The sequence below is a fragment of the Pseudacidovorax sp. genome (genome assembly GCF_017991995.1).
Lineage (GTDB): Bacteria > Pseudomonadota > Gammaproteobacteria > Burkholderiales > Burkholderiaceae_C > Xenophilus.
The window spans coordinates 66,436-91,809 of record NZ_JAGOPN010000018.1 but is presented as its reverse complement, the minus strand read 5'-3'; the positions used below and the strand labels follow the sequence as shown (position 1 = coordinate 91,809).

Here is a 25,374-nt window from a genome sequence, read left to right as displayed (position 1 = left end):
CGGCTTTGCCGTCCGGGCGCTGCCGGGGCAGCGGGGTACAACATACGCTGCCCATCAAGTCCGCCGGTCCCATGTCCCAACTCCCTGCTCCGTCGTCCCGATTCGGTCCCCTGGATGTGCACCTGCTGCGCGAGGGAAGCCACGCCCGCCTGTATGAACGGCTGGGCGCGCATCCCGACGATGACGGCACCTTCCACTTCGCCGTCTGGGCGCCCAATGCCAGCCGCGTCGCGGTGATCGGCGACTGGAACGGCTGGAACGACGAGGCCGACCCCCTTCAGCCCCGGCCCGACGGCAGCGGCGTGTGGGAGGGCGAGGGCATCCCGGCGCAGCCTGGGCAGGCCTACAAGTACCGCATCTGGGGCCCGGACGGCCGCTACGTGGGCGAGAAGGCCGACCCCTTCGCCTTCAGCGCCGAACTGCCGCCCGCCACGGGCTCGCGCGTCTGGGCCGGCACGCACGAATGGGGCGACTCGGCATGGATGGCCAGCCGCGCCGCGCGCAACGCCCTCGACGCCCCCATGAGCACCTACGAGCTGCACATGGGCTCCTGGCGCCGCCGCGACGGGCAATTCATGGGCTACCGCGAACTGGCGCACGCCCTGGCCGAATACATCGGCTGGATGGGCTTCACGCATGTGGAGCTGATGCCGGTCACCGAGCATCCCTTCTACGGCTCCTGGGGTTACCAGACCACCGGCTACTTCGCGCCCACTTCGCGCTACGGCTCGCCGGAAGACTTCATGTACTTCGTCGACCACCTGCACCAGCAGGGCATCGGCGTCATCCTGGACTGGGTTCCCTCGCACTTCCCCACCGACGCGCACGGCCTGGCCGAGTTCGACGGCACGCACCTGTACGAGCACGCGGATGCGCGGCAGGGCTTCCATCCCGAATGGAACTCGGCCATCTTCAACTACGGCCGCAACGAGGTGCGGGCCTTCCTGATCTCGTCGGCGCTCTTTTGGCTCGACCGCTTCCACATCGACGGCATCCGCGTCGACGCCGTGGCTTCGATGCTCTACCTGGACTACGCGCGCCAGCCCGGCGAGTGGGTGCCCAACGTGCACGGCGGCCGCGAGAACCTGGAGGCCGTCTCCTTCCTGCAGGACCTCAACCGCGCCGTCTACCGCGAGCATCCCGACACCTTCACGGTGGCCGAGGAATCGACCGCCTGGCCGCGCGTGTCCCGCCCCATCGAGATGGGCGGGCTGGGCTTCGGCATGAAGTGGAACATGGGCTGGATGCACGACACGCTCGACTACGTGCACGACGACCCGATCCACCGCCGCTACCACCACCACCGGCTGACCTTCTCGCTGGTCTATGCCTTCACCGAGAACTTCGTGCTGCCGTTCTCGCACGACGAAGTGGTCTACGGCAAGGGCTCGCTGATCGGCAAGATGCCCGGCGACGAGTGGCAGCAGTTCGCCAATCTGCGCGCGCTGTTCGGCTACATGTGGGCCCATCCGGGCAAGAAGCTGCTCTTCATGGGCGGCGAGTTCGGCCAGCGCCGCGAATGGACGCACGAAGGCGAGCTGGAATGGTGGGTCAGCGACCAGTGGGGCCACCGCGGCGTGCAGCGCTTCGTGCGCCAGCTCAACCGGCTGCTGCGCGAGGAGCCGGCGCTGCACCAGATCGACTTCGACCCGGCCGGCTTCCAGTGGCTGGACGCCGACGATGCCGAGCGCAGTCTCTACATCTTCCTGCGCAAGCCCAAGGAAGGCGGCGCGCCCGTGCTGGTCGTGTGCAACATGACGCCGGTGCCGCGCCCCGGCCTGCGCGTGGGCGTTCCGGTGGCCGGCACCTGGACGGAGCTGCTCAACAGCGATGCGCAGGAGTTCGACGGCAGCGGCTGGGGCAACCTGGGCGGCGTCGACACCGTGCCGGTGCCGGCCCACCGCCAGGCGCAGTCGCTGGTGCTGGCGGTGCCGCCGCTGTCCACGCTCTACCTGCGCGCACCGCTTTCGCCCGACACCGAATCCGAGAAAGGTCTCCTCCGATGAGCGCTCCGGCCTCCCTGCTCAGTGCCCAGCCGCTGGTGCGCCCGATCGGCCTGGCCGATGGGCGGCAGCGTGCCGTCATCGATGCCGTGCTGCCCTGCGTGGACAACGGCCGCTTCGCCGCCAAGTGCGTGGCCGGCGAGTCCTTCGCGGTCGAGGCCCATTGCTTCGCCGAGGGCCATGACATGCTGCGCGTCATGCTGCACTGGCAGCACGAGGGCGAGGCCACCTGGACCGAGGTCGAGATGGCGCTGAAGTGGAACGACGAATGGCATGCCCAGTTCGTGCCGCCGGTGCCCGGGCGCTATCGCTACACCGTCGAGGCCTGGGTGGACGCCTTCGAGTCTTGGCACCACGAGCTGGAGCGTCGCGTGGATGCGGCCGACATCCGCATCGCCGCCCGGGTGGGCGCGGCCGAGATCCTGGCCGCCGCCGGCCGGGCACGCGATGCCGGCCAGGCCCAGGACGCGACCCGCCTGCAGGGCTGGGCCATCGCGCTGGAGGCCCGCGCCGCCGATGCCGGCGAGGACGCCGCCCTGCTCAAGGCCCAGGCGCTGGACGAGGGCCTGTCGGCCATCGTGCGCCGCTATCCCGACCGGCGCCATGCCACGGCGCTCAAGCCCGGCTTTCCGCTGGTGGTCGACCGGCCGCTGGCGCGCTACTCGACCTGGTACGAACTCTTTCCGCGCTCCGCCTCGCCCGAGCCGGGCCGGCACGGCACCTTCGCCGATGTGCAGGCCCTGCTGCCCGGCATTGCGAAGATGGGCTTCGACGTGCTGTACTTCCCGCCCATCCATCCGGTGGGGCGGATGCAGCGCAAGGGCCGCAACAACGCGCTGGTGACGGAAGACGGTGACGTCGGAAGCCCCTGGGCCATCGGCGCGGAGGAGGGCGGCCATGACGCGATCCTGCCCGCGCTGGGCACGCACGAGGACTTCCGCGCGCTGGTCAAGGCCGCGCGTGGGCATGGTCTGGAGATCGCGCTGGACATCGCCTTCCAGTGCGCGCCGGACCATCCCTGGGTCAAGGAACATCCGGCCTGGTTCAAGTGGCGGCCCGACGGCACCGTGCAGTACGCCGAGAACCCGCCCAAGAAGTACCAGGACATCTATCCCTTCAACTTCGAGAGCGAGGACTGGGAAGGCATGTGGCTTGCCCTCAAGGGCGTGCTCGACCACTGGATCGCGCAGGGTGTGACGGTGTTCCGCGTCGACAACCCGCACACCAAGGCCTTCCCGTTCTGGGAGTGGGCCATCGGCGAGGTCAAGCGCAGCCATCCGCAGGTCATCTTCCTGGCCGAGGCCTTCACCCGGCCGAAGGTGATGCACCGGCTGGCCAAGCTGGGCTTCTCGCAGTCGTACACCTACTTCACCTGGCGCAACACCAAGGAAGAGCTGGTGGCGTACTTCACCGAGCTGTCCAGCCGGCCGGGGCTGGACTACTTCCGCCCCAATGTCTGGCCCAACACGCCCGACATCCTGCACGCGCAGCTGCAGACCGGCTCGGACGCCATGTTCCGCCTGCGCCTGGTGCTGGCGGCGATGCTCAGCGCCAGCTACGGCATCTATGGCCCGGCCTACGAGCTCAAGGAGCACCTGCCGCGGCACGAGGGCAGCGAGGAATACCTCGACTCCGAGAAATACCAGCTGCGCCACTGGGACCGCGACCGCGCCGACAGCCTGGCGCCCTACATCGCGCACCTCAATGCCATCCGCCGCGCCCACCCCGCGCTGCAGCGCAACGATGGCCTGGTCTTCCTGCCCATCGACAACGACCAGCTCATCGCCTGGGCCAAGCAGTCGCCCGATGGGCAGGACGTGATCGTCACCGTGGTCAACCTGGACCCGCACCATGCCCAGTGGGGCTGGCTGCAGTTCGACCCCGCGGCCATGGGCTTCGGCGTGGAGCCCGGCCAGACCTTCCAGATGCACGACCTGCTCGGCGGTGAGCGCTTCATGTGCCAGGGCGCGCGCCACTTCATCCGGCTCGACCCGGCCGTCAGCGTGGCCCATGTCATGCATCTGCTGCGCAAGACGCGCAGCGAGCGCGACTTCGACTACTACCAATAACAGCAACAAGTCACTTCTGAGGAGGCGCGCCGCATGACGCAGACCGCACCCCGCCTGGCCCTGGAGAACGTCGAGATCGACAGCTCCGAGGATCCCACCTGGTACCGCGACGCGGTCATCTACCAGCTCAACGTCAAGGCCTTCAACGACACCAACGGTGACGGCATCGGCGACTTCAAGGGCGTGACCGAGCGCCTGGACTATGTGAAGGAGCTGGGCGTCAACACCATCTGGCTGATGCCCTTCTACCCGTCGCCGCTGCGCGACGACGGCTACGACATCAGCGAGTACTGCGCCGTGAATCCGCAGTACGGCACGCTGGAGGACTTCAAGGAAATGCTGGACGCGGCCCATGCCCGCGGCCTGCGGGTGATCACCGAGCTGGTCATCAACCACACCTCCAGCGACCATCCCTGGTTCCAGCGTGCGCGCCAGGCCCCGGCCGGCTCGCCCGAGCGCAACTTCTATGTCTGGAGCGACACCGACCAGATCTACCAGGGCACGCGGATCATCTTCACCGACACCGAGACCAGCAACTGGGCCTGGGACCCGGTGGCCAAGCAGTACTACTGGCACCGCTTCTTCAGCCACCAGCCCGACCTCAATTTCGACAACCCCGACGTGCTGGAGGCGGTGTTCGGCATCATGCGCTTCTGGCTCGACATGGGCGTGGACGGTTTTCGCCTGGACGCCATCCCCTACCTGATCGAGCGCGACGGCACCAGCAACGAGAACCTGCCCGAGACGCACGACGTCATCAAGAAGCTGCGCGCCGCCATCGACGCCAACTACACCAACCGCTTCCTGCTGGCCGAGGCCAACATGTGGCCCGAGGACGTGCGCGAGTACTTCGGCACCGGCGACGAATGCCACATGTGCTATCACTTCCCGCTGATGCCGCGCATGTACATGGCCATCGCGCAGGAAGACCGCGACCCCATCGTCGAGATCCTGCAGCAGACGCCCGACATCCCCGAGGGCTGCCAGTGGGCCATCTTCCTGCGCAACCACGACGAGCTGACGCTGGAGATGGTCACCAACCGCGAACGCGACTACATGTACAGCACATACGCGGCGGACAAGCAGGCGCGCATCAACCTCGGCATCCGCCGCCGGCTGGCGCCGCTGATGGGCAACGACAAGGACCGCATCAAGCTCATGAACGGCATGCTGCTGTCCATGCCCGGCTCGCCCATCATCTACTACGGTGACGAGATCGGCATGGGCGACAACGTGTTCGTCGGCGACCGCAATGGCGTGCGCACGCCCATGCAGTGGAGCAACGAGCGCAACGCCGGCTTCTCGCGCGCCGACCCGCAGCGGCTGTACCTGCAGCCCATCATGGACCCGATCTACGGCTACGAGGCCGTGAACGTCGAGTCGCAGCTGCGCGACCAGAGCTCGCTGCTGCACTGGACGCGCCGCATGCTGGCCGTGCGCAAGACCAGCCGCGCGTTCGGGCGTGGCCGCAAGACCTTCCTCAAGCCCGGCAACCGCAAGGTGCTCGCCTACCTGAGCGAGTACGAGGGCGAGGTGATCCTCACCGTCTTCAACCTCTCGCGCGCGGCCCAGCCGGTGGAGCTGGACCTGGGCGCCTTCAAGGGCCGCGTGCCGGTGGAGATGCTGGGCCGCACCACCTTCCCGCCCATCGGCGAGCTGCCGTACATGCTGACGATGCCCTCGTACGGCTTCTTCTGGTTCCGCCTGGCCACCGACGTGGACGTGCCCAGCTGGCACCAGGAAGGCCTGCAACTGCGCGACCGGCCGGTGCTGGTGCTGTTCGACGGCTGGTCCAGCCTGTTCCGCGAGCGCGTCATGCCCTGGCGCATCGGCATGGCCGACCGGCTGCGCGAGCAGTTCGAAGTCGACGTCATGCCGCGCCACCTGGAGGTGCAGCGCTGGTATGGCGCCAAGGGCGAGCCGATCCAGCGCGTGGGCATCGCCGACCATGCGACCTGGGACCGCGGCGAGCGCGCCTATGTGCTGCCGCTGCTGGATGTGCAGGCGGGCAGCGGCAGCGGCCGCTACTTCATGCCGCTGGGCATCGCCTGGGAAGACCTGGACGAGGAGACCATCAAGCAGTACGCCCCCGCCGTTGTCGCAAAGGTGCGCCAACAGGCCCAGGTGGGCGTGATGGGCGACGCCATGTTCGACCCCGCCTTCGCCCATGCGGTGGCGGTGGCCATGGCACAGGGGCTGGTGCTGCCGGCCACCGGCGGCGAGATCCGCTTCACCGGCAGCCGCGACCTGGCCGGCGTGGACGCCGCGGCCATCGAGGCCCTGGCCGTGAGCCGGCCCAGCGTGGCGAGCAGCAATACCGCGCTCACCTTTGGCGACCAGCTCTTCTTCAAGTGCTATCGCCGCGTGCAGCCGGGCATCAACCCCGAGCTGGAGATCGGCCGCTTCCTCACGGAGACGGTGCGCTTTGCCAACTGCGTGCCGGTGGCCGGTGCGATCGAGTACCACGGCAACGACGGCACCGTCATGACGCTGGGCCTGCTGCAGGCCTTCGTGCCCAACCAGGGCGATGCCTGGGACTACACGCTGGCCTACCTGGAGCGCGCCCTGGCCGAGCACCAGGCCGCGCCCGAGGCCGCGCAGGTGGACCACGGCGCCTTCCTCACGCTGATGCGCCTGCTGGGCCAGCGCACGGCCGAGATGCACCTGGCCTTCGCGTCGGCACCGGCGGACGACCCGGCCTTCGCGCCCGAGCCGCTCACGTCGGAAGACCGCGAGGCCCTGCGCCTTCGCGCCCACGACGATGCGCGTGCCACGATGAGCCTGCTGGCCGAGCGCCTGCCCACGCTGGGCGAGGGCGCGCAGGGCGATGCGCGGCAGCTCATCGAACGCCAGGCGCAGCTGCTGGAGCGCATTGCCGCCTTCGACGGCGTGGGCACCGGCGGCATCAAGACGCGCCTGCATGGCGACTACCACCTGGGCCAGGTGCTGGTCTCGCGCAACGACTTCATCCTCATCGACTTCGAGGGCGAGCCGGCGCGCAGCATCGACGAGCGCCGCGCCAAGGGCCCGGCCCTGCGCGACGTGGCGGGCATGCTGCGCTCCTTCAACTACGCGCGCTGGTCGGCCCTCAAGCGGGTGGCGCAGAACGTGGACGAGCTGGCCCGCCTGAACGCCGTGGCCGCCGACTGGGAGGCGGCCGTGCGCGCCGCCTACCTGGGTGGCTACCGCGACACGCTGGCCCATGCCGGCGCCGGGGCACCGGACGAGGCGCTGATGTCGCTCTTCGAGATCGACAAGGCCTTGTACGAGCTGCGCTACGAACTCAACAACCGCATCGACTGGGCCCAGGTGCCGCTTCAGGGGCTGCTGGCCCTGGCACGCGCGCCGGGGGTGTCCGAGGCATCACGAGGAGGTGAGCATCCATGAACGACTTCAGCATGCAGCTGTTGCCCCTGCGGGCCTTCCTGTACCAGATCGCGGCCTTCCTGCCGCGGCTGCTGTTCGCGGCACTGGTGCTGGTGGGCGGCTGGCTCGTCGCCAAGGTGGTGCGCTTCGCCGTCACCAAGGCGCTGCGGGCCGTCAACTTCCCGGTGCTGACCGAAAGGGCGGGGCTGGACGGCTTTTTGCGCCAGGGCGGGGTGCGGGTGGACACCACGGGGCTCGTGGGCCTGCTGGCCTACTGGGCCGTCATCCTGGCGGCGCTGATCATCGCCTTCAACGGCCTGGGGCTGACCTACATCACCGACCTGCTGGGCCGGGTGATCTGGTTCGTGCCCAACGTGTTCGTCGCACTGCTGGTGCTGGCCTTCGGCGCCTACTTCGCCCGCTTCGTGGGCGATGCCGTGCGCACCTACGGCCGCAACGTGGGCATGCCCGACGCGACCTTCTTCTCGCGCATCGCGCAGTACGCCATCCTGGTGTTCGTCATCCTCATCGCGCTGGACCACCTGCGCATCGGCGGCGACATCGTGCGCGAGAGCTTCCTGGTGATCCTGGCCGGCTTCGTCTTTGCGCTGGCACTGGCTTTCGGGCTGGCCGGCAAGGATTGGGCGTCGCGCCACATCCAGCAATGGCTGCCGCCGGAGACCGAGGGTGTGCCCCGCACGGGCAGCGCTGCGGGGCCTGCCGTGGCCTCGCCAGCGGCCGCGGCGGTCCAGGCGACTGCGGCCGATGCCGCTGCACCCACCACGGTGCTCGACCCGCTGCCCGAGGTGCCGGCCACGGCCACGCCGCCCGCGCCCCAGGTCGATGGCGAGACGCTGCCTCGCCCGGCCTCGGCCCGCGGCGCGGACGATCCGCTGATCCCGCGCCGGCCGGTCGATCCGCCGCCCCCTCTTTGACATGGAAAGCTGAAAGCGAACGATGAGACGTGAGCACAAGATGCCCTTCGGCGCCACGGTGCTGGAGGGCGGGGGCGTTCGTTTTCGCCTGTGGGCGCCCGGCGTGGCGGACGTGGTGCTGGAGCGGCGTGCGCGGGGCACCGGCTGGGCCACGCACCCCATGAAGGCGGTCGGCGACGAGGGCTGGTTCGGCTGCGACGTGCCCATGGCCGCCGCCGGCGACGACTACCGGTTCGTGCTGCCCGACGGCCTGAAGGTGCCCGACCCGGCTTCGCGCCACAACCCCGACGATGTGCACGGCCCGAGCCGCGTGGTGGCCCCGGCCGCCTACGAATGGCACGACGATGACTGGCAGGGCCGCCCCTGGCGCGAAGCGGTGGTCTATGAGCTGCACATCGGCAGCTTCACGCCCGAGGGCACCTTCGACGCCGCCCGCAAGAAGCTGCCCGAACTGGCGGCGCTGGGCATCACGGCCATCGAGATGATGCCGGTGGCCGATTTCCCCGGCACCCGCGGCTGGGGCTACGACGGCGTGCTGCAGTTCGCGCCCGAGGCCAGCTACGGCCGGCCCGAGGCGCTCAAGGCCTTCGTCGACACGGCCCACGGCCTGGGCCTGATGGTGCTGCTGGACGTGGTCTACAACCACTTCGGCCCCGAAGGCAACTACCTGCACGCCTACTGCCCGCAGTTCTTCAACCCTGCGCATCAGACGCCCTGGGGCGCGGCCATCAACTACGACGGCGACCACTCGCGGCCGGTGCGCGACTTCTTCGTGCACAACGCGCTCTACTGGATCGAGGAATTCCGCTTCGACGGCCTGCGCATGGACGCGGTGCATGCCATCCGCGATGACTCCGAGCTGCACATCGTGTGCGAGATCACCGAGGCGCTGCGCAAGGGCCCCGGCCGCGAGCGTGCCATCCACGTGGTGCTGGAGAACGAGCACAACCACGTCCACCTGCTCACCCGCGACGCCGAGGGCCGCCCACACGACGCCACGGCGCAGTGGAACGACGACTTCCACCATGCCGCGCATGTGCAGGCCACGGGCGAGATCGACGGCTACTACCTCGATTACGCGAGCGAGCCCAAGGCCCTGGTCGGCCGGGCGCTGGCGGGCGGCTTCATCTACACCGGCCAGCCCTCGGTAATGCGCGACGGCGACCCGCGCGGCGAGCCCACCGACACGCTGCCGCCCACGGCCTTCGTCTCCTTCCTGCAGAACCACGACCAGATCGGCAACCGCGCCTTCGGCGAGCGCATCGAGGCACTGGCGCCGGCCCACCGGCTGCGGGCGCTGCGCGCGGCGCTGCTGCTGTCGCCCCATGTGCCGCTGATGTTCATGGGGGAGGAATGGGCGGCCACCGCGCCCTTCCTGTACTTCTGCGACTTCGGGCCTGAGCTGGCCCAGGCGGTGACCGATGGCCGCCGGCGCGAGTTCGGCCGTTTCGAAGGCTTCACCAGTGCCGAGGCGCGGGCCCGCATCCCCGACCCGAATGCCGAAAGCACCTTCACCGCCAGCCGGCTCGACTGGGCCGAGCGCGAGCAGCCCGGCCATCGCGAGCGCGTGCACGAGGTGCGCACGCTGCTGGCGGTGCGCAAGCGCCGCGTGGTGCCGCACCTGCCGGCCAGGCCGGGCAGCGGCCGCTGGCAACTGTCTGGCGACCTGCTCTTCCTGCAGTGGGAAATGACGCCGTCGCTGCCGGACGGTCTATGCTGGCTGCAGATGGTCATCAACCTGGGCGATACCGAGCAATTGGGCGCCGCACCCACCGGCCGCGTGTTCCACAGCTGGGGCTGCCACCTGGCAGCCGGGCCGAGCCCGCGCCTGCCCCTGCTGGCGCTGTCGCCGGGCGGCGGATGTGCGGCCCTGCTGCAGTTGCCGGTCTTCGACGAGGACGACGACACCCTGTCCGTGTTCGAGGCGCCCTGACGAGGTGTGACCACCGCCGCCGTGCCCGCCCTGCCGTGCCCCGGCCCATTCCCCGGTACTGCGTGGGCGTGCCCGGCCCCGGGTTGCGCGTTGCGCCGGCGCCGCCCATGCCCAGGCAATCCACCCAGCCACGGCGGATTGGTCCACACTGGGTGAGCCTTTTCCTTTTTCTCCTGCGACTGTCCCGCCATGTCCGAAGCCCTCTATCGCGCCTGCGCCCGCTGCGGCCTGTCCCCCCGTTACCACGATGTCTGGGGCCGCGAGGTGGCGGTGGAGCCGCGGCACCTGGCCAGCCTGTTGCACGAGCTGGGCCTGGGGCGCCATGACCCGCAGGACGAGGCCGCGTGGCAGGCCGAGATCGAACGCATGGACGAGGCCGAATGGCGCACGGCATTGCCGCCGGTGCTGCTGGCCCAGGCCGACAGCCTGCGCGTGCCCCTCAGCCTGCGCTGGCCCGAGGGCGAGTCCGCGCCGCCCTGGACCCTCCAACTGGAGCAGGGCGGCGCCCACGAGGGCCTGATCGACTTCGGCCAGGGCGAGGGCGCGCGCCGGCAGGTCGACGGGCGCATGGTCGTCGAGCGCCATGCCGTGCTGGAGCTGCCCGACGCCCTGCCCATGGGCTACCACCGCCTGCGCGTCGGCACGGCCGAGTTGCTGGTGATCGCCGCGCCGGCCTCGTGCCAGCCGCCACCCGGCGATGCCGAGGGCGTGCGGCACTGGGGTGTGGCCGCGCAGCTCTATGGCCTGCGCTCGGACACGCAATGGGGCATCGGCGACTTCGCCGACCTGGGCCGCCTGGTCGAACAGGCCGCCGGCCTGGGTGCGCAGGCCGTGGGCCTCAATCCCTTGCATGCGCTGTTCCCGGACGATCCCGGCCAGTGCAGCCCGTACAGCCCGTCCTCGCGGCTCTTCCTCAATCCGCTGTACATCGCCGTCGAGGCCCTGCCCGAATATGCCGACTGCCTGGAGGCGCGGCGTCTGGTGGAGTCCGACGAGTTCCAGGCCCGGCTGGGCCACCTGCGCGCCCAGTCGCTGGTGGACCACGAAGGCGTGGCCGCCGCCAAGCTGGAAGTGCTGGCGTTGCTGCACGCGCATGTGCAGGCCCGGCGCCAGGTGCCCGAGCCCGGCCTGGTCGCGCGCCAGCGCGATGACGCCTTCCGGGCCTTCTGCCAGCAGCGTGGCGAGGCGCTGCAGCGCCATGCCACCTTCGAGGCCCTGCGCCGTCACCTGCGTGCCCGCGATCCCGACTGCTGGGGCCCGCCCTGCTGGCCTGCGGCCTACCGCGAACCGGGCTCGGCCGAGGTGAAGGCCTTCGCGCAGCAGCATGCGGCGCAGGTCGAGTTCCAGGCCTGGCTGCAGTGGCTGGCCGCCAGCCAGCTCGAGGCCGCCGCACGCCAGTGCCGCAGCCGCGGCATGGCCATCGGCCTGTACCTGGACCTGGCCGTCTCGGTGGACCGTCACGGCGCCGACGCCTGGGCCGGCGGCGACGTCTTCGCGCCCGGCGCCAGCGTGGGTGCGCCGCCCGATGCACTCAACCTGCTGGGCCAGGACTGGGGCCTGCCGCCCATGCGGCCCGCGGCCCTGCGCGCCAGCGGCTACGGCCTGTTCATCGAGGCGCTGCGCGCCAGCATGCGCAACGCCGGCGCGGTGCGCATCGACCATGTGATGGGACTGACCCGCCTGTTCTGGATTCCGCCCGGCGAGAAGGCCGCCAGCGGCGCCTACGTGGCCTATCCGGCCGAGGAGATGATGGCCATCGTCGCCCTCGAAAGCCGGCGCCAGCGCTGCGTCGTCATCGGCGAGGACCTGGGCACCGTCACCGACGCCACGCGGGCGCTCATGCAGCGCTACGGCCTGCTGTCGTACCGGCTGATGGTGTTCGAGCGCGAGGGCGCCGCCTTCAAGCGCCCCGCGGCCTACCCGGCCCAGGCGCTGGCGGCGGTGAGCACGCACGACCTTGCCACGCTCGAAGGCTGGTGGTCGGGGGCCGACCTGGGCGAGCGCATCCGCCTGCAGCTCTACCCCAGCGACGAGATGGCGCGCCAGCAACTGGCGGAACGCGCGGCCGACCGGGTGCAACTGGCCTTCGCGCTGGAGGATGCCGGCCGGCTCGATGCCGAGGCGGGTGCGCGCCTGCTGGGCAGCGGCGACTTCGGCACCGATGCGGCCGCTGCGGTGCACGGCTGGCTGGCCCAGGCGCCGTCGCGGCTGCTGATGGTGCAGGCCGAGGATCTGCTGGGCGAGCGCGGCCAGGCCAACCTGCCGGGCACGGTGAACGAGCATCCCAACTGGCGCCGGCGGCTGGCGTTGCCGGTGGAGCAGTGGGCGCAGGCGCCGCGCGTGGCCGCCATCGCCGCCGCCGTGGCCGCCGAACGGCCGGCCGTGGGCGGTGCGGCTGCGGCCGAGGGCCCGGTGCGCCATCCGCTGCGCCTGCCGCGGGCCACCTACCGGCTGCAGTTCCATGCCGGCTTCACCTTCGACGATGCCATCGCCATCCTGCCCTACCTGCAGCGGCTGGGCATCAGCCATGTCTATTGCTCGCCGCTGCAGCGTGCGCGCCCGGGCAGCACCCACGGCTACGACGTGGTGGCGCATGACCAGATCAACCCCGAGCTGGGCGGCGAGGCCGGCTTCATGCGCTTCTGCGCCGCGCTGCAGCGCCACGGCATGGGCCAGATCCTGGACCTGGTGCCCAACCACATGGGCGTGCTCGGCGGCGACAACCCCTGGTGGGAAGACGTGCTGGAAAACGGCCCCGCCTCCCTCTACGCCAGCCACTTCGACATCGAATGGCAGCCCGCCGACCCGGAGCTGGCCGGCAAGGTGCTGCTGGCCGTCCTGGGCGGCGCCTACGGACAGGTACTGGACGACGGCGAGCTGAAGCTGGGCCTGGACGCCACGGGCGGTCGGCTGGCCATCCACTACCACGACCATTGCTTCCCGGTCGCGCCCGAAAGCTATGCGCCCGTGCTTCGCTCGGCCGAGCCGCTGATGGCCGGTCCCGAGGACGCGGCCGCCCTGGCCGGCGTGGCGCAGGCCTTCGAGTCGCTGCCCGCCGGCGCGGACGACGCCGCGCGGCGCGCCCGCGACAAGACCGCCGCCCAGGCCCGTCTGGCCGCGCTGATCGGCGAATCGGCCGCCTTCGGCAGCGCCGTGCAGGCGGCCGTGGCGCGCTGGAACCATCCGCGCCACCGCGAGGCGCTGCACCAGCTGCTGGAGGCGCAGCACTACCGCCTGGCCTTCTGGCGCGTGGCCTCGGACGAGATCAACTACCGCCGTTTCTTCGACGTCAACGAGCTGGCCGCGCTGCGCATGGAGCGGCCCGAGGTCTTCGAGGCCACGCATGCCCTGCCGCTGGACCTGGCTGCGCGCGGCCTGGTGGACGGCCTGCGCATCGACCATCCCGACGGCCTGCACGACCCGGCCGCGTACTTCGACCGGCTGCAGCAGGGCTTTGCGCGGCGCACCGGCCGGCGCCTGGCGGCCGATGACGGCAGCGGGCGGCCCGAGCGGCCGCTCTACGTGGTCGCCGAGAAGATCGCCGCCGGCCACGAGGAGGTGCCCGAGGCCTGGGCCATCCACGGCACCACCGGCTACCGCTTCGCCAATGTGGCCGCGGGCGTGCTGGTGCAGACCGAATCGGACGCCGCCTTCGACCGCATCTGGCGTGGCTTCACGGGCGAGGACGCGCCCTTCCACGAGGTCGAGTACCTGGGCAAGCGGGCCGTCACCCGCAATGCGCTGGCCTCGGACCTGACCATGATCGCCACGGCCGCGCTGCGCATCGCCCGCGCCGACCGCCGCACGCGCGACTACACGCTCAACAACCTGCGCCGCGCGCTGGCCGAGGTGGCCACCTGCATGCGCGTCTACCGCAGCTACGTGACCGACCGCGGCCTTTCCGCGCAGGACCAGCGCTACATCGACGATGCCATCGCCGCCGCGCGCGAGCGGGGCGAGCTGGCCGACGACAGCATCTACGACTTCGTCGGCCAGGCGCTGCGCGGCGAGCTGCATGCGGGCGACCCGGTGCTGCATCCGCAGGTGCTGCGGCTGGCGGCGCGCTTCCAGCAGTTCAGTGCGCCGGTGGCCGCCAAGGGCGTGGAGGACACGGCCTTCTACCGCTGGTATCCGCTCGCCTCGCTCAACGAGGTGGGGGGCGATCCGGCCACCTTCGGCTTCACGCTGGAGCAGTTCCACGAGGCCAGCGCCGACCGCGCCCGCCGCTGGCCGCACACGCTGCTGGCCAGCTCCACCCACGACAACAAGCGCGCCGAGGACGTGCGCATGCGCCTGCATGTGCTCTCGGAGATGCCGGCCACCTGGCGCCTGGCGTTGCGCCGCTGGCATGCGCTGGCCGAGCCGGAGGCGCAGGTCGCGCTGCTCGACCACGGCGTGACGCCGTCGCGCGCCGACGAATACCTGCTCTACCAGACCATGCTGGGCATCTGGCCCGCCGGAGGCGCCGACGAAGAGGCCCGCGAGGAGCTGGCCGAGCGGCTGGTGCGCTACATGCACAAGGCCGCGCGCGAGGGCAAGCGCCACACCAGCTGGGTGATGCGCGACGAGGCCTACGAAGGCGCGCTGGCGCAGTTCGTGCGCGGCGTGGTGGACAGCGAGGAGTTCCGCGCCGACTTCGAGCCGCTGGCCGCGCGGCTGGCCTGGTGGGGCGGCCTCAATTCGCTGGTGTTCACGGCGCTCAAGTTCTGCTCGGCTGGCGTGCCCGACACCTACCAGGGCACCGAGTGCCTGGACTTCAGCCTGGTCGATCCCGACAACCGCCGCCCGGTCGACTACGCGGCGCGCAGCGAGCTGCTGGCCGGCCTGGAGGCCCTGGCCGCCCGTCCGGAGCGCATGGCCGAGGGCCTGGCCGAGCGCATGACGCCCGCGCGCCTGGGCGAAGCCAAGCTGTGGACGGCCTGGCGCCTGCTGCAAATGCGCCGCGAACATGCCGCCCTGGTGCGCGACGGCGACCACCAGCCCCTTTACGCCAATGGGCCGGCCGACGAGGCCGTCGTCGCCTTCACCCGGCAGGTCGGGGACGATGCGCTCGTCTTCGTCGCGGGCCGCTTCTTTGCCGAACAGGATGACGACCGGCGCGACGCGCCGCCGCCTGAGGGCTGGGACGCGCAGGCCTGGGCGTCGACCACGCTGGCGCTGCCGCAGCGCCCGGGCGGCTGGCGCGACGTGCTCAGCGGGCGCCATGTCGAGGGCGGTTGGGTGGCCGTCGACGCGCTGCTGCAGACGCTGCCCTGCGCGGTGCTGGTGCCCGCGGAACACGCGGTGTAGGCGGCGTCCTTCATGGCGGCCGGCTGATGCCTGCTGCTTTTGGAGGCGTCGCGCCTCATCATGGTGCTCCACATCCAGGTCCGACGGAGACAGCCATGACTACCCTGCAAAGCGCCGTGTTCCCCGGCAGCGTGCTCCAGCACCCCGAGCGCATCCACCTCGACTGCCGGGACGACGTGAGCTATTGGATGGGCGAATTCGGCGTCACCGAATCGCTGCTGCGCCTGGCCGTGGAGCGCGTGGGCGATTCGCCCGGCGCCGTGCGCCGCCTCATGCGCGACGGCTGGGGCGCCCGGCCTCCCGCCGCCGCGCCGTGGCCGACGCTCACTGCCTGAAAGCACCTACGCGGCCGCCCGGCCGCCTTCGCAGCATCGCTCCATGGCCACCGGACACTGGAGAGCACCGATGCCCCCACTGGATTTCGAGGAGGGCCTGGCCCCTGCGTTGATGCCCGCGCCGGGCAGCCCGCCGGGTGAAACCTGGCTCTGGCATGTGGCCGGCCGAGGCTACGACAGCGCCCACGAGCGTGCTGCCCGTACCGACTTCGCTGAGCGGCTGGCGGCCCTCAAGGGCCACCGTTTTGCCGGCGACTTCAATCCGCAGCGGCCCGCCGGTGCACCCCAGTACGTGGTGCCCAACGACACCCTCACCGCTGCTGACGCCCGCGTCGCCGGCATCCAAGGCCCGCACGACCTGTTCGGCGGCGTCGTTCCCTATTCCTTCGTCGCCACCAAGGCCATCACCCATCCGCTGGTCGATGCGGATGCGGCGCGGCCCGAAGGCTGGTCGGCCGACTTTGCCGCGCAATCGGCCGATGCGGTGCTGCACGGCTACACCGCCTTCAGCCTGGCGGAGGCGCAGCGAGCTGGCCGGATGTTGCTGGCCCGCGGACCCGTGCGCGTGAAGGCCGTGCGCGGCACCGCCGGCCGGGGGCAGAGCGTAGCCCACGACACCGAATCGCTGGACCGCCAGCTGGAGGCGCTGGGCGAGCCCGCCCTCGCCGCCGATGGCGTGGTGCTGGAAGAGAACCTGCGCCATCCCGATACCGTGAGCGTGGGCCAGGTGATCGTCGGCAGCCTGGTGCTCAGCTACCACGGCCATCAGCGGCTGACCTACGACAACCAGGGCGAGGCGGTGTATGGCGGCTCGCAGCTCACGCTGGTGCGCGGCGGCCTGGACGTGCTGATGGCCGAGCCCTTCCTGCCCGACGCGCTGCGCCTGGCCGTGGCCCAGGCGCGCAGCTACCACGCGGCGGTGGAGCGCAGCTATGCCGGCTTCTTCGCTTCGCGCATCAACTACGACGTGGCGCAGGGCATGGACGTGCACGGCCAGTGGCGATCGGGCGTGCTGGAGCAGTCCTGGCGCCTGGGCGGCGCTACCAGCGCCGAGATCGCCGCGCTGGAGCGCTTCCATGCCGACCCCACCCTGCAGCGGCTGCGCGCCGCCAGCGGCGAGTGCTATGGCGAGGAGCAACCGCCCGAGGGCGCGCAGATCTACTACCGCGATGTGGACCCGAGCGTGGGCCTCATCACCCGCTATGCGCTGATCCTTCCCGATGCAGACCCAGCTTGAGACCCTGCAGATCGCCGTCGACGACCAGAAGATCGACGGCACCCTGGTGGCCGCGGCCAAGGTGCCCGGCGTGCTCCTGGTGCATGGCTGGGACGGCAGCCAGGCGCAGTACCTGGCCCGGGCCCGCGAGATCGCCGCACTCGGCTGCGTGTGCCTGACCTTCGACCTGCGCGGCCACGCGCGCCATGCGGCGCAGCGGCTGGACGTGACGCGCGAGGACAACCTGCGCGACGTGCTGGCCGCCTACGACACGCTGGCCGGCCACCCCGCCGTCGACCCCACCGCCATCGCCATCGTCGGCAGCAGCTACGGCGGCTACCTGGCGGCGCTGGTCACGGGCCTGCGGCCGGTGCGCTGGCTGGCCATGCGCGCGCCCGCGCTCTACCGCGACGAGGACTGGGAAGTGCCCAAGGGCCAACTCAGCCGCAGCGATCTGGCCGCCTATCGCCTGACCTCCATCGCGCCGGAGGCCAACCGCGCGCTGGGCGCCTGCGAGGCCTTCCGTGGCGACGTGCTGGTGGTGGAGTCGGAGCACGACAGCACCGTGCCGCATCCGGTCATCGCCAACTACCTGGGCTCCTTCCGCGCCGTGCGCTCGGTCACCTACCGGGTGCTGTCGGGCGCGGACCATGCGCTGTCGAAGGAAGCCTGGCGCAAGGCCTACGGCGCGCTGCTGGTGACGTGGATGACCGAGATGATGCGCGGGCTGCATGTGGCGCCCGACATGGCGGCCTCGCGGGCGCCGGTCAGCCCGCCCTGAGGCAGGCGCCCGTGCGGCGTTCCGTTCAGTGCCGGACGACCGTATGGGTCCGGACCCACCTCACTCCTTCGGTGAGAGACGCTTGGCACGTTCGCCGTCGAGTTGTTCGATAGCGCCGAGAAGGTGTTGTGCATTGGTTGGGTTGCGCGGAAGGTGGGCGGTGTCTCCAGTCACGGCCAGCGCAGCCAGGCTGGCGGTAAAGCCGCTCACGTTGCCGCCCAGCGCCGCGGTGGCGTTGCGCGCGGCCTCCAGCACCTGGCGGCAGGCGGTGCGCATGGTGTCGCCCTGTTCGAGCCGCTGGCGCGGGCCGGAGATGGCCAGCACGCCCTGCAGCGCGCCGCCCACGCCGAACACCGGCGCGGCGGCGGAGGCCGTCTCGGGGTCGCGCTCGCCCCAGGAGGTGGCCCAGAACTGGGCGCGGATGGCGTCGGCTTCCGGCAGCTCGGGAAGGTCGGGCTCGCCTTGCAGGCCGAAGGCCATCAGCACCTTGCCCGAGGCGCCCTGGCCGATGGCATAGCCCTGGCCGACCTGCACCGAGGCGCGCACCGAGCGCGCGGGCTCCACGCGGAACAGCGCCACCCGCTGCAGGCCATGCCGCACGTAGAAGGAGGCCGTCTCGCCGCTGGCGGCGCTCAGCTGCTCCAGCAGCGGCTCGATCACATGCCCTACCTGGAAGGAGCGCTGGTACACCGCCGCCAGCCGCAGCGGCTGCGGCCCGATGGCGTACTGCCCGTCGGGCAGTCGCCGCACGAAGCCGCCGTGCTCCAGCGCGCCCAGCAGCCGCAGCACCGTGCTCTTGTACAGGCCCGTGCGGCGCGACAGCTCCGACAGCGTGAGCCGCGCGCTGTCGGCGTCGAAGGCGGCCAGCAGCGCGAAGGCCCGGTCGAGCACGGCCACGCCGCTGGAGTCGGAGGCAGCGGCGTCGGCGGCGGGGTCGGCAGGCGAGGGGGCGGCGTCGGTCATGGCGGCGGCGGGAGGAAGGTCGGTTCGCGGGAGCGGCCGCAGTGTGACATGGCCGAACTGCGCGCCCGACGCGCCGGGAATGCCAGGGTTAACCCGATGCGTCTTGGCGCTGCGACCGGACTACAGTTCTATCCAACAGAGTGCTGTTCTGTTCAGTAGAACGGCATCAAGCAAAGGAGACCCCTGTGAAACCCTTCCACCGTCTGGCGCTGTGCGCCACGCTCGCCCTGCACGGCGCCCTGGCCGCCGCGCAGGCCGGCTTTCCCACCCAGCCCATCAAGATCGTGGTGCCCTTCCCGCCGGCCGGCGGCACGGACGTGCTCACGCGGCTCGTGGTCAACGAGATCACGGCCAAGGACACGCGCTGGAACTTCGTCATCGACAACAAGCCGGGCGCCGGCGGCAACATCGGCCTCGACGCCGTGGCCAAGGCCCGCAAGGACGGCTACACCTTCGGCGCCGGCCAGACGGCCAACCTGGCCATCAACCCCGCGCTCTACAGCCGCATGCCCTTCGACGCAGCCAAGGACTTCGCGCCGGTGGTGCTGCTGGCCTCGCAGCCGGTGGTGCTGGTGGTGCGGGCCGACTCCGCCATCCACACCCTGGCCGACCTCAAGACCCAATCCAAGACCCGCCAGCTGACCATGGCCTCCGCCGGCACCGGCACGGTGGGCCATGTGGCCGGCGAAATGTTCGCGCGCCGCGCCGGCATCCAGGTGATGCATGTGCCGTACAAGGGCGCCGGCCCGGCCATCACCGACATGCTGGGCGGGCAGACCGACATCTACTTCGCCACGCCGCCCAGCGTCATCTCGATGGTCAAGGCCGGCAAGCTGCGCGCCGTGGCCGTGACCTCGGGCCAGCGCATCGAGGTGCTGCCCGACGTGCCGACGGTGGCCGAGTCCGGCTACCCCGGCTTCGTCGCCGAGGACTGGAAGGCCCTGGTGGCGCCCGCCGGCACGCCGGCCGAGGCGGTGGATGCGCTCAATGCCGTGGCCAATGCCGCGCTCAAGCGCCCCGACGTGATCGCCCGCCTGCGCGACGAGGGCAGCGCGGCCCGCGGCGGCACGGCGGCCGAGCTGGGCGCCTTCATGAAGAGCGAGCAGACGCGCTGGGGCACGGCCGTGCGCGAGTCCGGCGCGCGGGTGGATTGAAGGATGGGTGCTTCGTTGCAGTGCATCCGCGTCCTCGATCTCACCAATGTGCTGGCCGGGCCCTTCGCCTGCCACCAGCTGGCCCACATGGGCGCCGACGTCGTCAAGGTGGAGAGCCGCCAGGGCGGCGACCTGGCCCGGCAACTGGGTGCCGATGCCGAGCTCAACCGCCGCCACATGGGCGTGTCCTTCCTGGCGCAGAACGCGGGCAAGCGCTCCATCACCGTCGACCTCAAGAAGCCCGAGGGCAAGGAGGTGCTGCGCCGCCTGGTGCGCACGGCCGACGTGCTGGTGGAGAACTTCCGCCCCGGCGTGATGCAGCGCCTGGGCCTGGGCTACGACGAACTGCTGGCCGAGAACCCGCGGCTCGTCTACTGCGCCATCTCCGGCTTCGGCCAGGACGGGCCGCTGCGCGACCTGCCGGCCTATGACCAGATCATCCAGGGCATGTCTGGCACCATGAGCATCACCGGTGCGCCCGACAACGCGCCCTACCGCGTGGGCTACCCCATGGCCGACACCATCGGCGGCATGACGGCGGCCTTCGCCATCGCCGCGGCACTGGCCGACCGGCAGCGCACCGGCGGCACCTTCATCGACGTCTCCATGCTCGAGGCGGTGATGGCGACCATGGGCTGGGTGGTCTCCAACCACCTGATCGCCGGCCGCGCGCCGCAGCCCATGGGCAACGACAACTTCACGGCCAGCCCCTCGGGCACCTTCCGCACGGCGGACGGGCTGCTCAACATTGCCGCCAACAAGCAGGAGCAGTTCGAGGCCCTGTGCCGCGTGGTGGGGCGGCCCGACCTGCCGCAGGACCCGCGCTTCCGCGAGCGCCAGGGCCGCCTGCAGCACCGCGCCGAACTCAAGGCCCAGCTCGAAGCGGCGCTGGCTGCGCGCACCACCGAGGCCTGGTGGCCGCTGCTCAACCAGGCCGGCGTGCCGGCCGGGCCGGTCTACACCGTGGGCGAGGCGCTGGCGCATCCGCAGGTGGCCGGCCGCGGCATGATCGGCCGCTTCGACGACGTGCCGGGCGTGGGCCGCGACATCCGCGTGGTGCGCACCGGCTTCAAGATCGACGGCCAGGCGCCGCGCGTCGACACGCCGCCGCCCACGCTGGGCCAGCATTCCACGGAGATCCTGGCCAGCCTCGGCTACTCGGCTGAGGAGATCGCACAACTGCAAGACGAACAAGCCATATGACCGATCCCGCATCCCTGCCGGCTGGTGCTTCCGCCGGCGGCGCCAAGCCTGCCCCCGATGCCCGCCGCACCACCGAGGACTGGTGGCGCACCTCGATCATCGACATGTCGCCGGGCGTGATCCGCTACCGCGGCTACCCGATCCAGGACCTGATCCGCGAGCGGGTGAGCCTGGCCCAGATGATCTGGCTGATGACCCGCGGCGACCTGCCCACGCCCGGCCAGGCCGCGCTGCTGGAGGCCGCGCTGATGGCCGCCGTGGACCACGGCCCGCAGGCGCCCAGCATCGCCATCGCGCGCATGGCCGCCACCTGCGGTGTGGGCCTGAACAGCGCCATGGCCTCGGCCGTGAACGTGCTGGGCGACGTGCACGGCGGCGCGGGCGAGCAGGCGGTGGAGCTGTACGAGGACATCGCCGCCCGCATCGACGCCGGCGCCGACGAGGACCGCGCCGTGCAGGACGGCCTGGACGCCTTCATCGCCGCGCGCGGCAAGGTGGTGGCGGGCTTCGGCCACCGCTTCCATCCGGTGGACCCGCGCTCGGCGCCGCTGCTGGCGCTGGTGGACGAGGCCGCGGCGGCCGGCGAGGTTGATGGGCGTTTCGCCCGCATCGGCCGCGCGGTCGAGGCGCGCCTGTCGGCCGCGAAGGGCAAGCCCATTCCCATGAACATCGACGGCGCCACGGCCGTCATCTATGCCGAGCTGGGCTTTGCGGCGCCGCTGGCGCGCGGGCTGTTCTGCCTGTCGCGCTCGGTGGGCGTGCTGGCGCATGCGTGGGAGCAGACCGCGCAGGACGTGCGCATCAAGGGCCCCATCCCGCGGCAGTACCAGCCCACCTACGACGGGCCGCCGCCGCGCGAGGTGCCGGCGCAGCGCTGAGGCTGGCGCGTCGACGGGCCGGCATGTGCGGCAGTCGGTCCGTCGACGCGCCGTGGTCGCGCCAGCGCCGGGGTCGGCGGCGCGGGGCAGGGCGGTGACGGAGGCCGGCGGCTATGCTCGTCGGCTTTCCGTCGTCTTCCTTTCCCCCAGCCCGCATGTCCTCTGCCGCCTCCCCGTTCCCCTTCGACGCCGTGCTCTTCGACTGCGACGGCGTTCTGGTCGATTCCGAGCCGATCACCCACCGCGTGCTGGTGACGATGCTCCACGAGCTGGGCTGGGCCATCACCGAGGAAGAGGCGATGCAGGTCTTCATCGGCAAGGCCGTGAAGGACGAGGCCGAGCGCATCTTCCAGGAGACCGGCGTGCGCATCGATCGCGCCTGGCTCGACCGCTTCTGGGCCCGTCGCAACGAGGCGCTGGAGCGCGAGCTGGTCGCCATTCCCGGTGCGGTGGAGGCCGTGCGTGACCTGCACCAGCGGCTGGACGGCCGCATCGCCTGCGCCTCGGGCGCCGATCGGCGCAAGGTCGAGCTGCAGCTGGCCAAGGTGGGACTGCTGGAGCTGTTCGAAGGCCGCATCTTCAGCGGCCATGAGACGCCGCGCAGCAAGCCGCATCCCGACGTGTACCTGGCCGCCGCCGCCGCCCTGGGCGTGCCGGCCGGGCGCTGCGCCGTGGTGGAAGACACCGTCACCGGCGCCACGGCCGGCGTGGCCGCGGGCGCGACTGTCTTCGGCTACAGCCCGGGCGGGCCGGGCCACAGCGGCAGCCAGGCCTTGCTGTCGGTCGGCGCGGCGACCACGTTCGAGGACATGGCTCGGCTGCCCGCTCTGCTGGCCGCGTGGACCGGGCGCTGAGCCCGGCCTCTGCCCTGCGTCCGTCGCGCCGCCGCCCTCGCCGCCTTGCCCCCTGCCACCATGGGCGACCCCCGATCCCACCGCGTCATCCACCTGCAGCCCGAGGCGCCGGAGAAGCCGCCCTACGGCGCCCCGTGCAACGGCTGCGGCGTGTGCTGTGCGCATGCGCCCTGTCCGCTGGGCATCGTGGCCAGCCGTCGCACGCAGGGCGCCTGCGCCGCGCTGGTCTGGCAGGCCGAGGCGCAGGTCTACCGCTGCGGGCTGATCGTGCAACCCGAGCGCTGGCTGCCGCGCCCACTGCGGCGCGCCGCCCCGCTGCTGGCGCGCCTGGCCCGGCGCTACATCGCCGCGGGCCAGGGCTGCGACGCGCACCTGGAGACCGAGAAGGAATGAGCGCCCGCACGGCCACTCCGAAGGGCGCTCGCACCGCGGGCGAAGCCGAAGGCGTCCGAATGCTCGCCCGCCCGGCCGCTGGCATGCGCGTTGCACGCTTGCCCCCATGACCTCGCCATCCCGTGTCAGCGCCGTGCAGTCCGGCCATGGCAGCATCGCCGGCATGCCTGCCGCTCCTCGTCCTGGCCAGTCCACCTGGCCCGCCACGCTCGCCCTGGCGGCCGCCATGGTGCTGTACGTGGGCGGGCTGCAGCTGTGGGACCAGCTCACGCCGAGCGCGCGGGCCGTGGCCCAGGGACAGCCGCTCACCATCGGCCCGGCCCGCTTCGTGCCGGCGCCCGGCTGGCAGATGGACGTGGCCCGCTCGCGGCCCGGCCAGTCGCTGGTGCTGGTCAAGAGCGGCCACAGCTTTTCGGTGCAGACCGCTGCCTGGCATGGCGACGCCGACGGCCTGCTGCGGCGCGAACAGCGGCTGCTGGAGCGCGGCTACCGCCTGCGCGTGGAAGGCGAGCCCTCGGACTTCTTCACCGACTGGGGCCTGCAGGGCACCACCTTCGCCTACTACGGGGCGCGCACGAGCGGTCGGCTCTGGCTGGTGATGGACGAGGCGCGCGCCACCGTCGTCACCGTCGACTTCTACGGCCCCAACCAGGACACCGACGCCGGCGCGCAGGCGCTGACCGAGGCGCAGGACATGCTGGCCTCGATGGACCTGGGCGCCGCATGAGACCGCTGGTCGTGCCGGCCGCGCCTTCACCCCCATCCGCCCACGAGCCCAAGGCCCTGGCGCGCCTGCACGCCTTCGAGGCCGAGGAGCCCTTCTTCCAGCCGCGGCGGGCCGCCTTCTGGCTGATGGTGGCGCTGCTGCTGCTCGGGCTGTGGTCCATGGGCCAGCTCTACCTGTCGGGCCTGCGCGTGGTGCCCGTCGCCGCGCTGCTGGCCACGCTGGCCTGGGCGCTGTATGCGCGCCTGTTCATGGCCGCCTTCGGCGCCATGGACCTGCTGGCGCAGCACCGGCCCGCGGCCTATGGCCTCGCTTTCGCCTGGGGCGGCCTGGCCGCGCCCACGCTGGCGGCGCCGGCCAACCGCGCCATCCAGAGTCTGGCGGCCAAGCAGGTCTCGCCCGAATTCGCCGCCACCTGGGGACCGGCCCTGGCCGGCCCCATCACCGAGGAGTTCCTCAAGCTCGCGGGCGTGCTGCTGCTGGTGCAGATGGCGCGCCGGCAGTTCCGCACCGAGCTGTCGGTGCTCATCGTCGGCGCCATGGCCGGGCTGGGCTTCCAGGTGGTGGAGAACCTGGCGTACACCGTGCGCGCGGCCATCAACTTCCCGCTGGAGAACCAGGTCTACCCGGTACTGTGGAACCTGCTCAGCCGCGGGGTGCTGTCGGGCCCGTGGACCCATGCCGCCTTCAGCGCGGTGGCGGCCTATGGCGTGGCCTGGTACCTGCGGCACACCGAGCGCAGCCGGCCGGTGCGCGTGGGCGTGGCCGTGGCCTGCTTCGGGCTGGCCTGGGCCATGCACTTCGTCTGGAATTCGCCCTGGCTCGAAAGCTGGTTTCCCAACAGCAACCTGGGCGTCAGCTTGCTGATGGTGACCAAGGGCCTGCCCCTGCTGCTGGCCGCGGTCCTGATCTGGCGCGCCGCCACGCGCGAGACCGGCGCCTACCTGCATGCCCAGGCCGAGGCGCTGGTGCCCGAGCGCGACCTGCTGGCCGACGACGAGCGCGAGCGGCTGGGCAACCCGCTGGAGCGCCTGCGCGCCCGGCGTGCCATCGGCCGCGAATACGGCCGCCGCGCGCGGCGGCTCAAGCGCCGGCTGCAGCGCGAGCAACTGCGGCTGGTGCTCAAGGCCTCCATCTATGGGCGGGGGCGCAGGACGCTGAAGAACGAGCGGCGAATCCGGCGCCTGCGCGAGACGCTCGGCGTGCTGATGGAGCCGCGGGTGGGGCGCCTGCCGTGATCCGGGCGGCGCCCGGGCCTGTGCCGTTGATGAGCGGGCG

At 71.5% G+C, this 25,374-nt stretch carries 16 protein-coding genes and 1 pseudogene; 16 read left to right on the top strand and 1 reads right to left on the bottom strand.

Annotation, left to right across the window (positions count from 1 at the left end; genetic code table 11):
- The first annotated feature begins 71 nt into the window (after window positions 1-71).
- The 9 genes and pseudogenes from glgB to KBC94_RS21990 all read left to right on the top strand — a co-directional run bounded on the left by glgB (window position 72) and on the right by KBC94_RS21990 (window position 17,927).
- Window positions 72-2,006 (top strand): 1,4-alpha-glucan branching protein GlgB, encoded by a 1,935-nt coding sequence (glgB, locus tag KBC94_RS22030; RefSeq protein ID WP_294375179.1) that lies wholly within the window; start codon window positions 72-74, stop codon window positions 2,004-2,006.
- Window positions 2,003-4,072: an alpha-1,4-glucan--maltose-1-phosphate maltosyltransferase gene (locus KBC94_RS22025; protein WP_294375177.1), complete on the top strand. Its 2,070-nt coding sequence runs from the start codon at window positions 2,003-2,005 to the stop codon at window positions 4,070-4,072. Before glgB ends, KBC94_RS22025 begins: the two co-directional genes overlap by 4 nt.
- Window positions 4,073-4,105: 33 nt before the next feature.
- A complete protein-coding gene (treS, locus tag KBC94_RS22020) occupies window positions 4,106-7,459 on the top strand; it encodes a maltose alpha-D-glucosyltransferase (protein ID WP_294375174.1) in 3,354 nt (1,117 codons plus the stop codon).
- Window positions 7,456-8,112: pseudogene (locus KBC94_RS22015) on the top strand (hypothetical protein); the annotation flags it as partial. The gene treS and the pseudogene KBC94_RS22015, both read left to right, overlap by 4 nt.
- 283 nt (window positions 8,113-8,395) lie before the next feature.
- Window positions 8,396-10,306 carry a malto-oligosyltrehalose trehalohydrolase gene (gene treZ / locus KBC94_RS22010; protein ID WP_294375171.1) on the top strand — a complete coding sequence of 637 codons (1,911 nt, stop codon included), beginning with the start codon at window positions 8,396-8,398 and terminating at the stop codon, window positions 10,304-10,306.
- A 189-nt stretch (window positions 10,307-10,495) separates the two neighbouring features.
- Window positions 10,496-15,595 carry a malto-oligosyltrehalose synthase gene (gene treY, locus KBC94_RS22005; RefSeq protein ID WP_294375168.1) on the top strand — a complete coding sequence of 1,700 codons (5,100 nt, stop codon included), beginning with the start codon at window positions 10,496-10,498 and terminating at the stop codon, window positions 15,593-15,595.
- Between the two features lie 95 nt (window positions 15,596-15,690).
- A complete protein-coding gene (locus tag KBC94_RS22000; protein ID WP_234197810.1) occupies window positions 15,691-15,930 on the top strand; it encodes a DUF3606 domain-containing protein in 240 nt (79 codons plus the stop codon).
- Between the two features lie 70 nt (window positions 15,931-16,000).
- A complete protein-coding gene (locus KBC94_RS21995; protein ID WP_294375163.1) occupies window positions 16,001-17,167 on the top strand; it encodes a DUF3182 family protein in 1,167 nt (388 codons plus the stop codon).
- Complete coding sequence (locus tag KBC94_RS21990) at window positions 17,151-17,927, top strand: alpha/beta fold hydrolase (RefSeq protein WP_294375160.1); 777 nt, start codon at window positions 17,151-17,153, stop codon at window positions 17,925-17,927. The genes KBC94_RS21995 and KBC94_RS21990 overlap by 17 nt, the downstream gene beginning before the upstream one ends.
- A gap of 60 nt (window positions 17,928-17,987) precedes the next feature.
- Here KBC94_RS21990 and KBC94_RS21985 read toward each other — a convergent pair whose 3' ends face one another.
- The gene (locus KBC94_RS21985) at window positions 17,988-18,890 is read right to left on the bottom strand and encodes an IclR family transcriptional regulator (protein ID WP_294375158.1); all 903 of its coding nucleotides are present in this window, start codon (window positions 18,888-18,890) and stop codon (window positions 17,988-17,990) included.
- 185 nt (window positions 18,891-19,075) lie between these two features.
- Here KBC94_RS21985 and KBC94_RS21980 point away from each other — a divergent pair, with 185 nt between their 5' ends.
- From KBC94_RS21980 to KBC94_RS21950, 7 genes are all read left to right on the top strand, one after another.
- Entirely contained in the window at window positions 19,076-20,044 is a 969-nt protein-coding gene (locus KBC94_RS21980; RefSeq protein WP_294375156.1) for a tripartite tricarboxylate transporter substrate binding protein, read from the top strand.
- A 3-nt stretch (window positions 20,045-20,047) separates the two neighbouring features.
- A complete protein-coding gene (locus tag KBC94_RS21975) occupies window positions 20,048-21,247 on the top strand; it encodes a CoA transferase (RefSeq protein WP_294375153.1) in 1,200 nt (399 codons plus the stop codon).
- Between the two features lie 104 nt (window positions 21,248-21,351).
- Window positions 21,352-22,125: a citryl-CoA lyase gene (locus KBC94_RS21970; protein WP_294375344.1), complete on the top strand. Its 774-nt coding sequence runs from the start codon at window positions 21,352-21,354 to the stop codon at window positions 22,123-22,125.
- A 155-nt stretch (window positions 22,126-22,280) separates the two neighbouring features.
- Window positions 22,281-22,979 (top strand): HAD family phosphatase, encoded by a 699-nt coding sequence (locus tag KBC94_RS21965; protein WP_294375151.1) that lies wholly within the window; start codon window positions 22,281-22,283, stop codon window positions 22,977-22,979.
- Between the two features lie 60 nt (window positions 22,980-23,039).
- Window positions 23,040-23,372, top strand: coding sequence for a hypothetical protein (locus tag KBC94_RS21960; protein WP_294375149.1), 333 nt, complete (start codon window positions 23,040-23,042; stop codon window positions 23,370-23,372).
- 106 nt (window positions 23,373-23,478) lie between these two features.
- Window positions 23,479-24,099: a hypothetical protein gene (locus KBC94_RS21955; protein ID WP_294375147.1), complete on the top strand. Its 621-nt coding sequence runs from the start codon at window positions 23,479-23,481 to the stop codon at window positions 24,097-24,099.
- Entirely contained in the window at window positions 24,096-25,334 is a 1,239-nt protein-coding gene (locus tag KBC94_RS21950; protein WP_294375144.1) for a PrsW family intramembrane metalloprotease, read from the top strand. The genes KBC94_RS21955 and KBC94_RS21950 overlap by 4 nt, the downstream gene beginning before the upstream one ends.
- Window positions 25,335-25,374: the final 40 nt, after the last annotated feature.

Excerpts from the sequence above, each read along its gene's own strand:
- glgB (WP_294375179.1), top strand. The coding sequence starts at position 72 with ATGTCCCAACTCCCTGCTCCGTCGTCCCGATTCGGTCCCCTGGATGTG.
- KBC94_RS22025 (WP_294375177.1), top strand. The coding sequence starts at position 2,003 with ATGAGCGCTCCGGCCTCCCTGCTCAGTGCCCAGCCGCTGGTGCGCCCG.
- treS (WP_294375174.1), top strand. The coding sequence starts at position 4,106 with ATGACGCAGACCGCACCCCGCCTGGCCCTGGAGAACGTCGAGATCGAC.
- treZ (WP_294375171.1), top strand. The coding sequence starts at position 8,396 with ATGAGACGTGAGCACAAGATGCCCTTCGGCGCCACGGTGCTGGAGGGC.
- treY (WP_294375168.1), top strand. The coding sequence starts at position 10,496 with ATGTCCGAAGCCCTCTATCGCGCCTGCGCCCGCTGCGGCCTGTCCCCC.
- KBC94_RS22000 (WP_234197810.1), top strand. The coding sequence starts at position 15,691 with ATGACTACCCTGCAAAGCGCCGTGTTCCCCGGCAGCGTGCTCCAGCAC.
- KBC94_RS21995 (WP_294375163.1), top strand. The coding sequence starts at position 16,001 with ATGCCCCCACTGGATTTCGAGGAGGGCCTGGCCCCTGCGTTGATGCCC.
- KBC94_RS21990 (WP_294375160.1), top strand. The coding sequence starts at position 17,151 with ATGCAGACCCAGCTTGAGACCCTGCAGATCGCCGTCGACGACCAGAAG.
- KBC94_RS21985 (WP_294375158.1), bottom strand. The coding sequence starts at position 18,890 with ATGACCGACGCCGCCCCCTCGCCTGCCGACCCCGCCGCCGACGCCGCT.
- KBC94_RS21975 (WP_294375153.1), top strand. The coding sequence starts at position 20,048 with ATGGGTGCTTCGTTGCAGTGCATCCGCGTCCTCGATCTCACCAATGTG.
- KBC94_RS21970 (WP_294375344.1), top strand. The coding sequence starts at position 21,352 with ATGTCGCCGGGCGTGATCCGCTACCGCGGCTACCCGATCCAGGACCTG.
- KBC94_RS21965 (WP_294375151.1), top strand. The coding sequence starts at position 22,281 with ATGTCCTCTGCCGCCTCCCCGTTCCCCTTCGACGCCGTGCTCTTCGAC.
- KBC94_RS21960 (WP_294375149.1), top strand. The coding sequence starts at position 23,040 with ATGGGCGACCCCCGATCCCACCGCGTCATCCACCTGCAGCCCGAGGCG.
- KBC94_RS21955 (WP_294375147.1), top strand. The coding sequence starts at position 23,479 with ATGACCTCGCCATCCCGTGTCAGCGCCGTGCAGTCCGGCCATGGCAGC.
- KBC94_RS21950 (WP_294375144.1), top strand. The coding sequence starts at position 24,096 with ATGAGACCGCTGGTCGTGCCGGCCGCGCCTTCACCCCCATCCGCCCAC.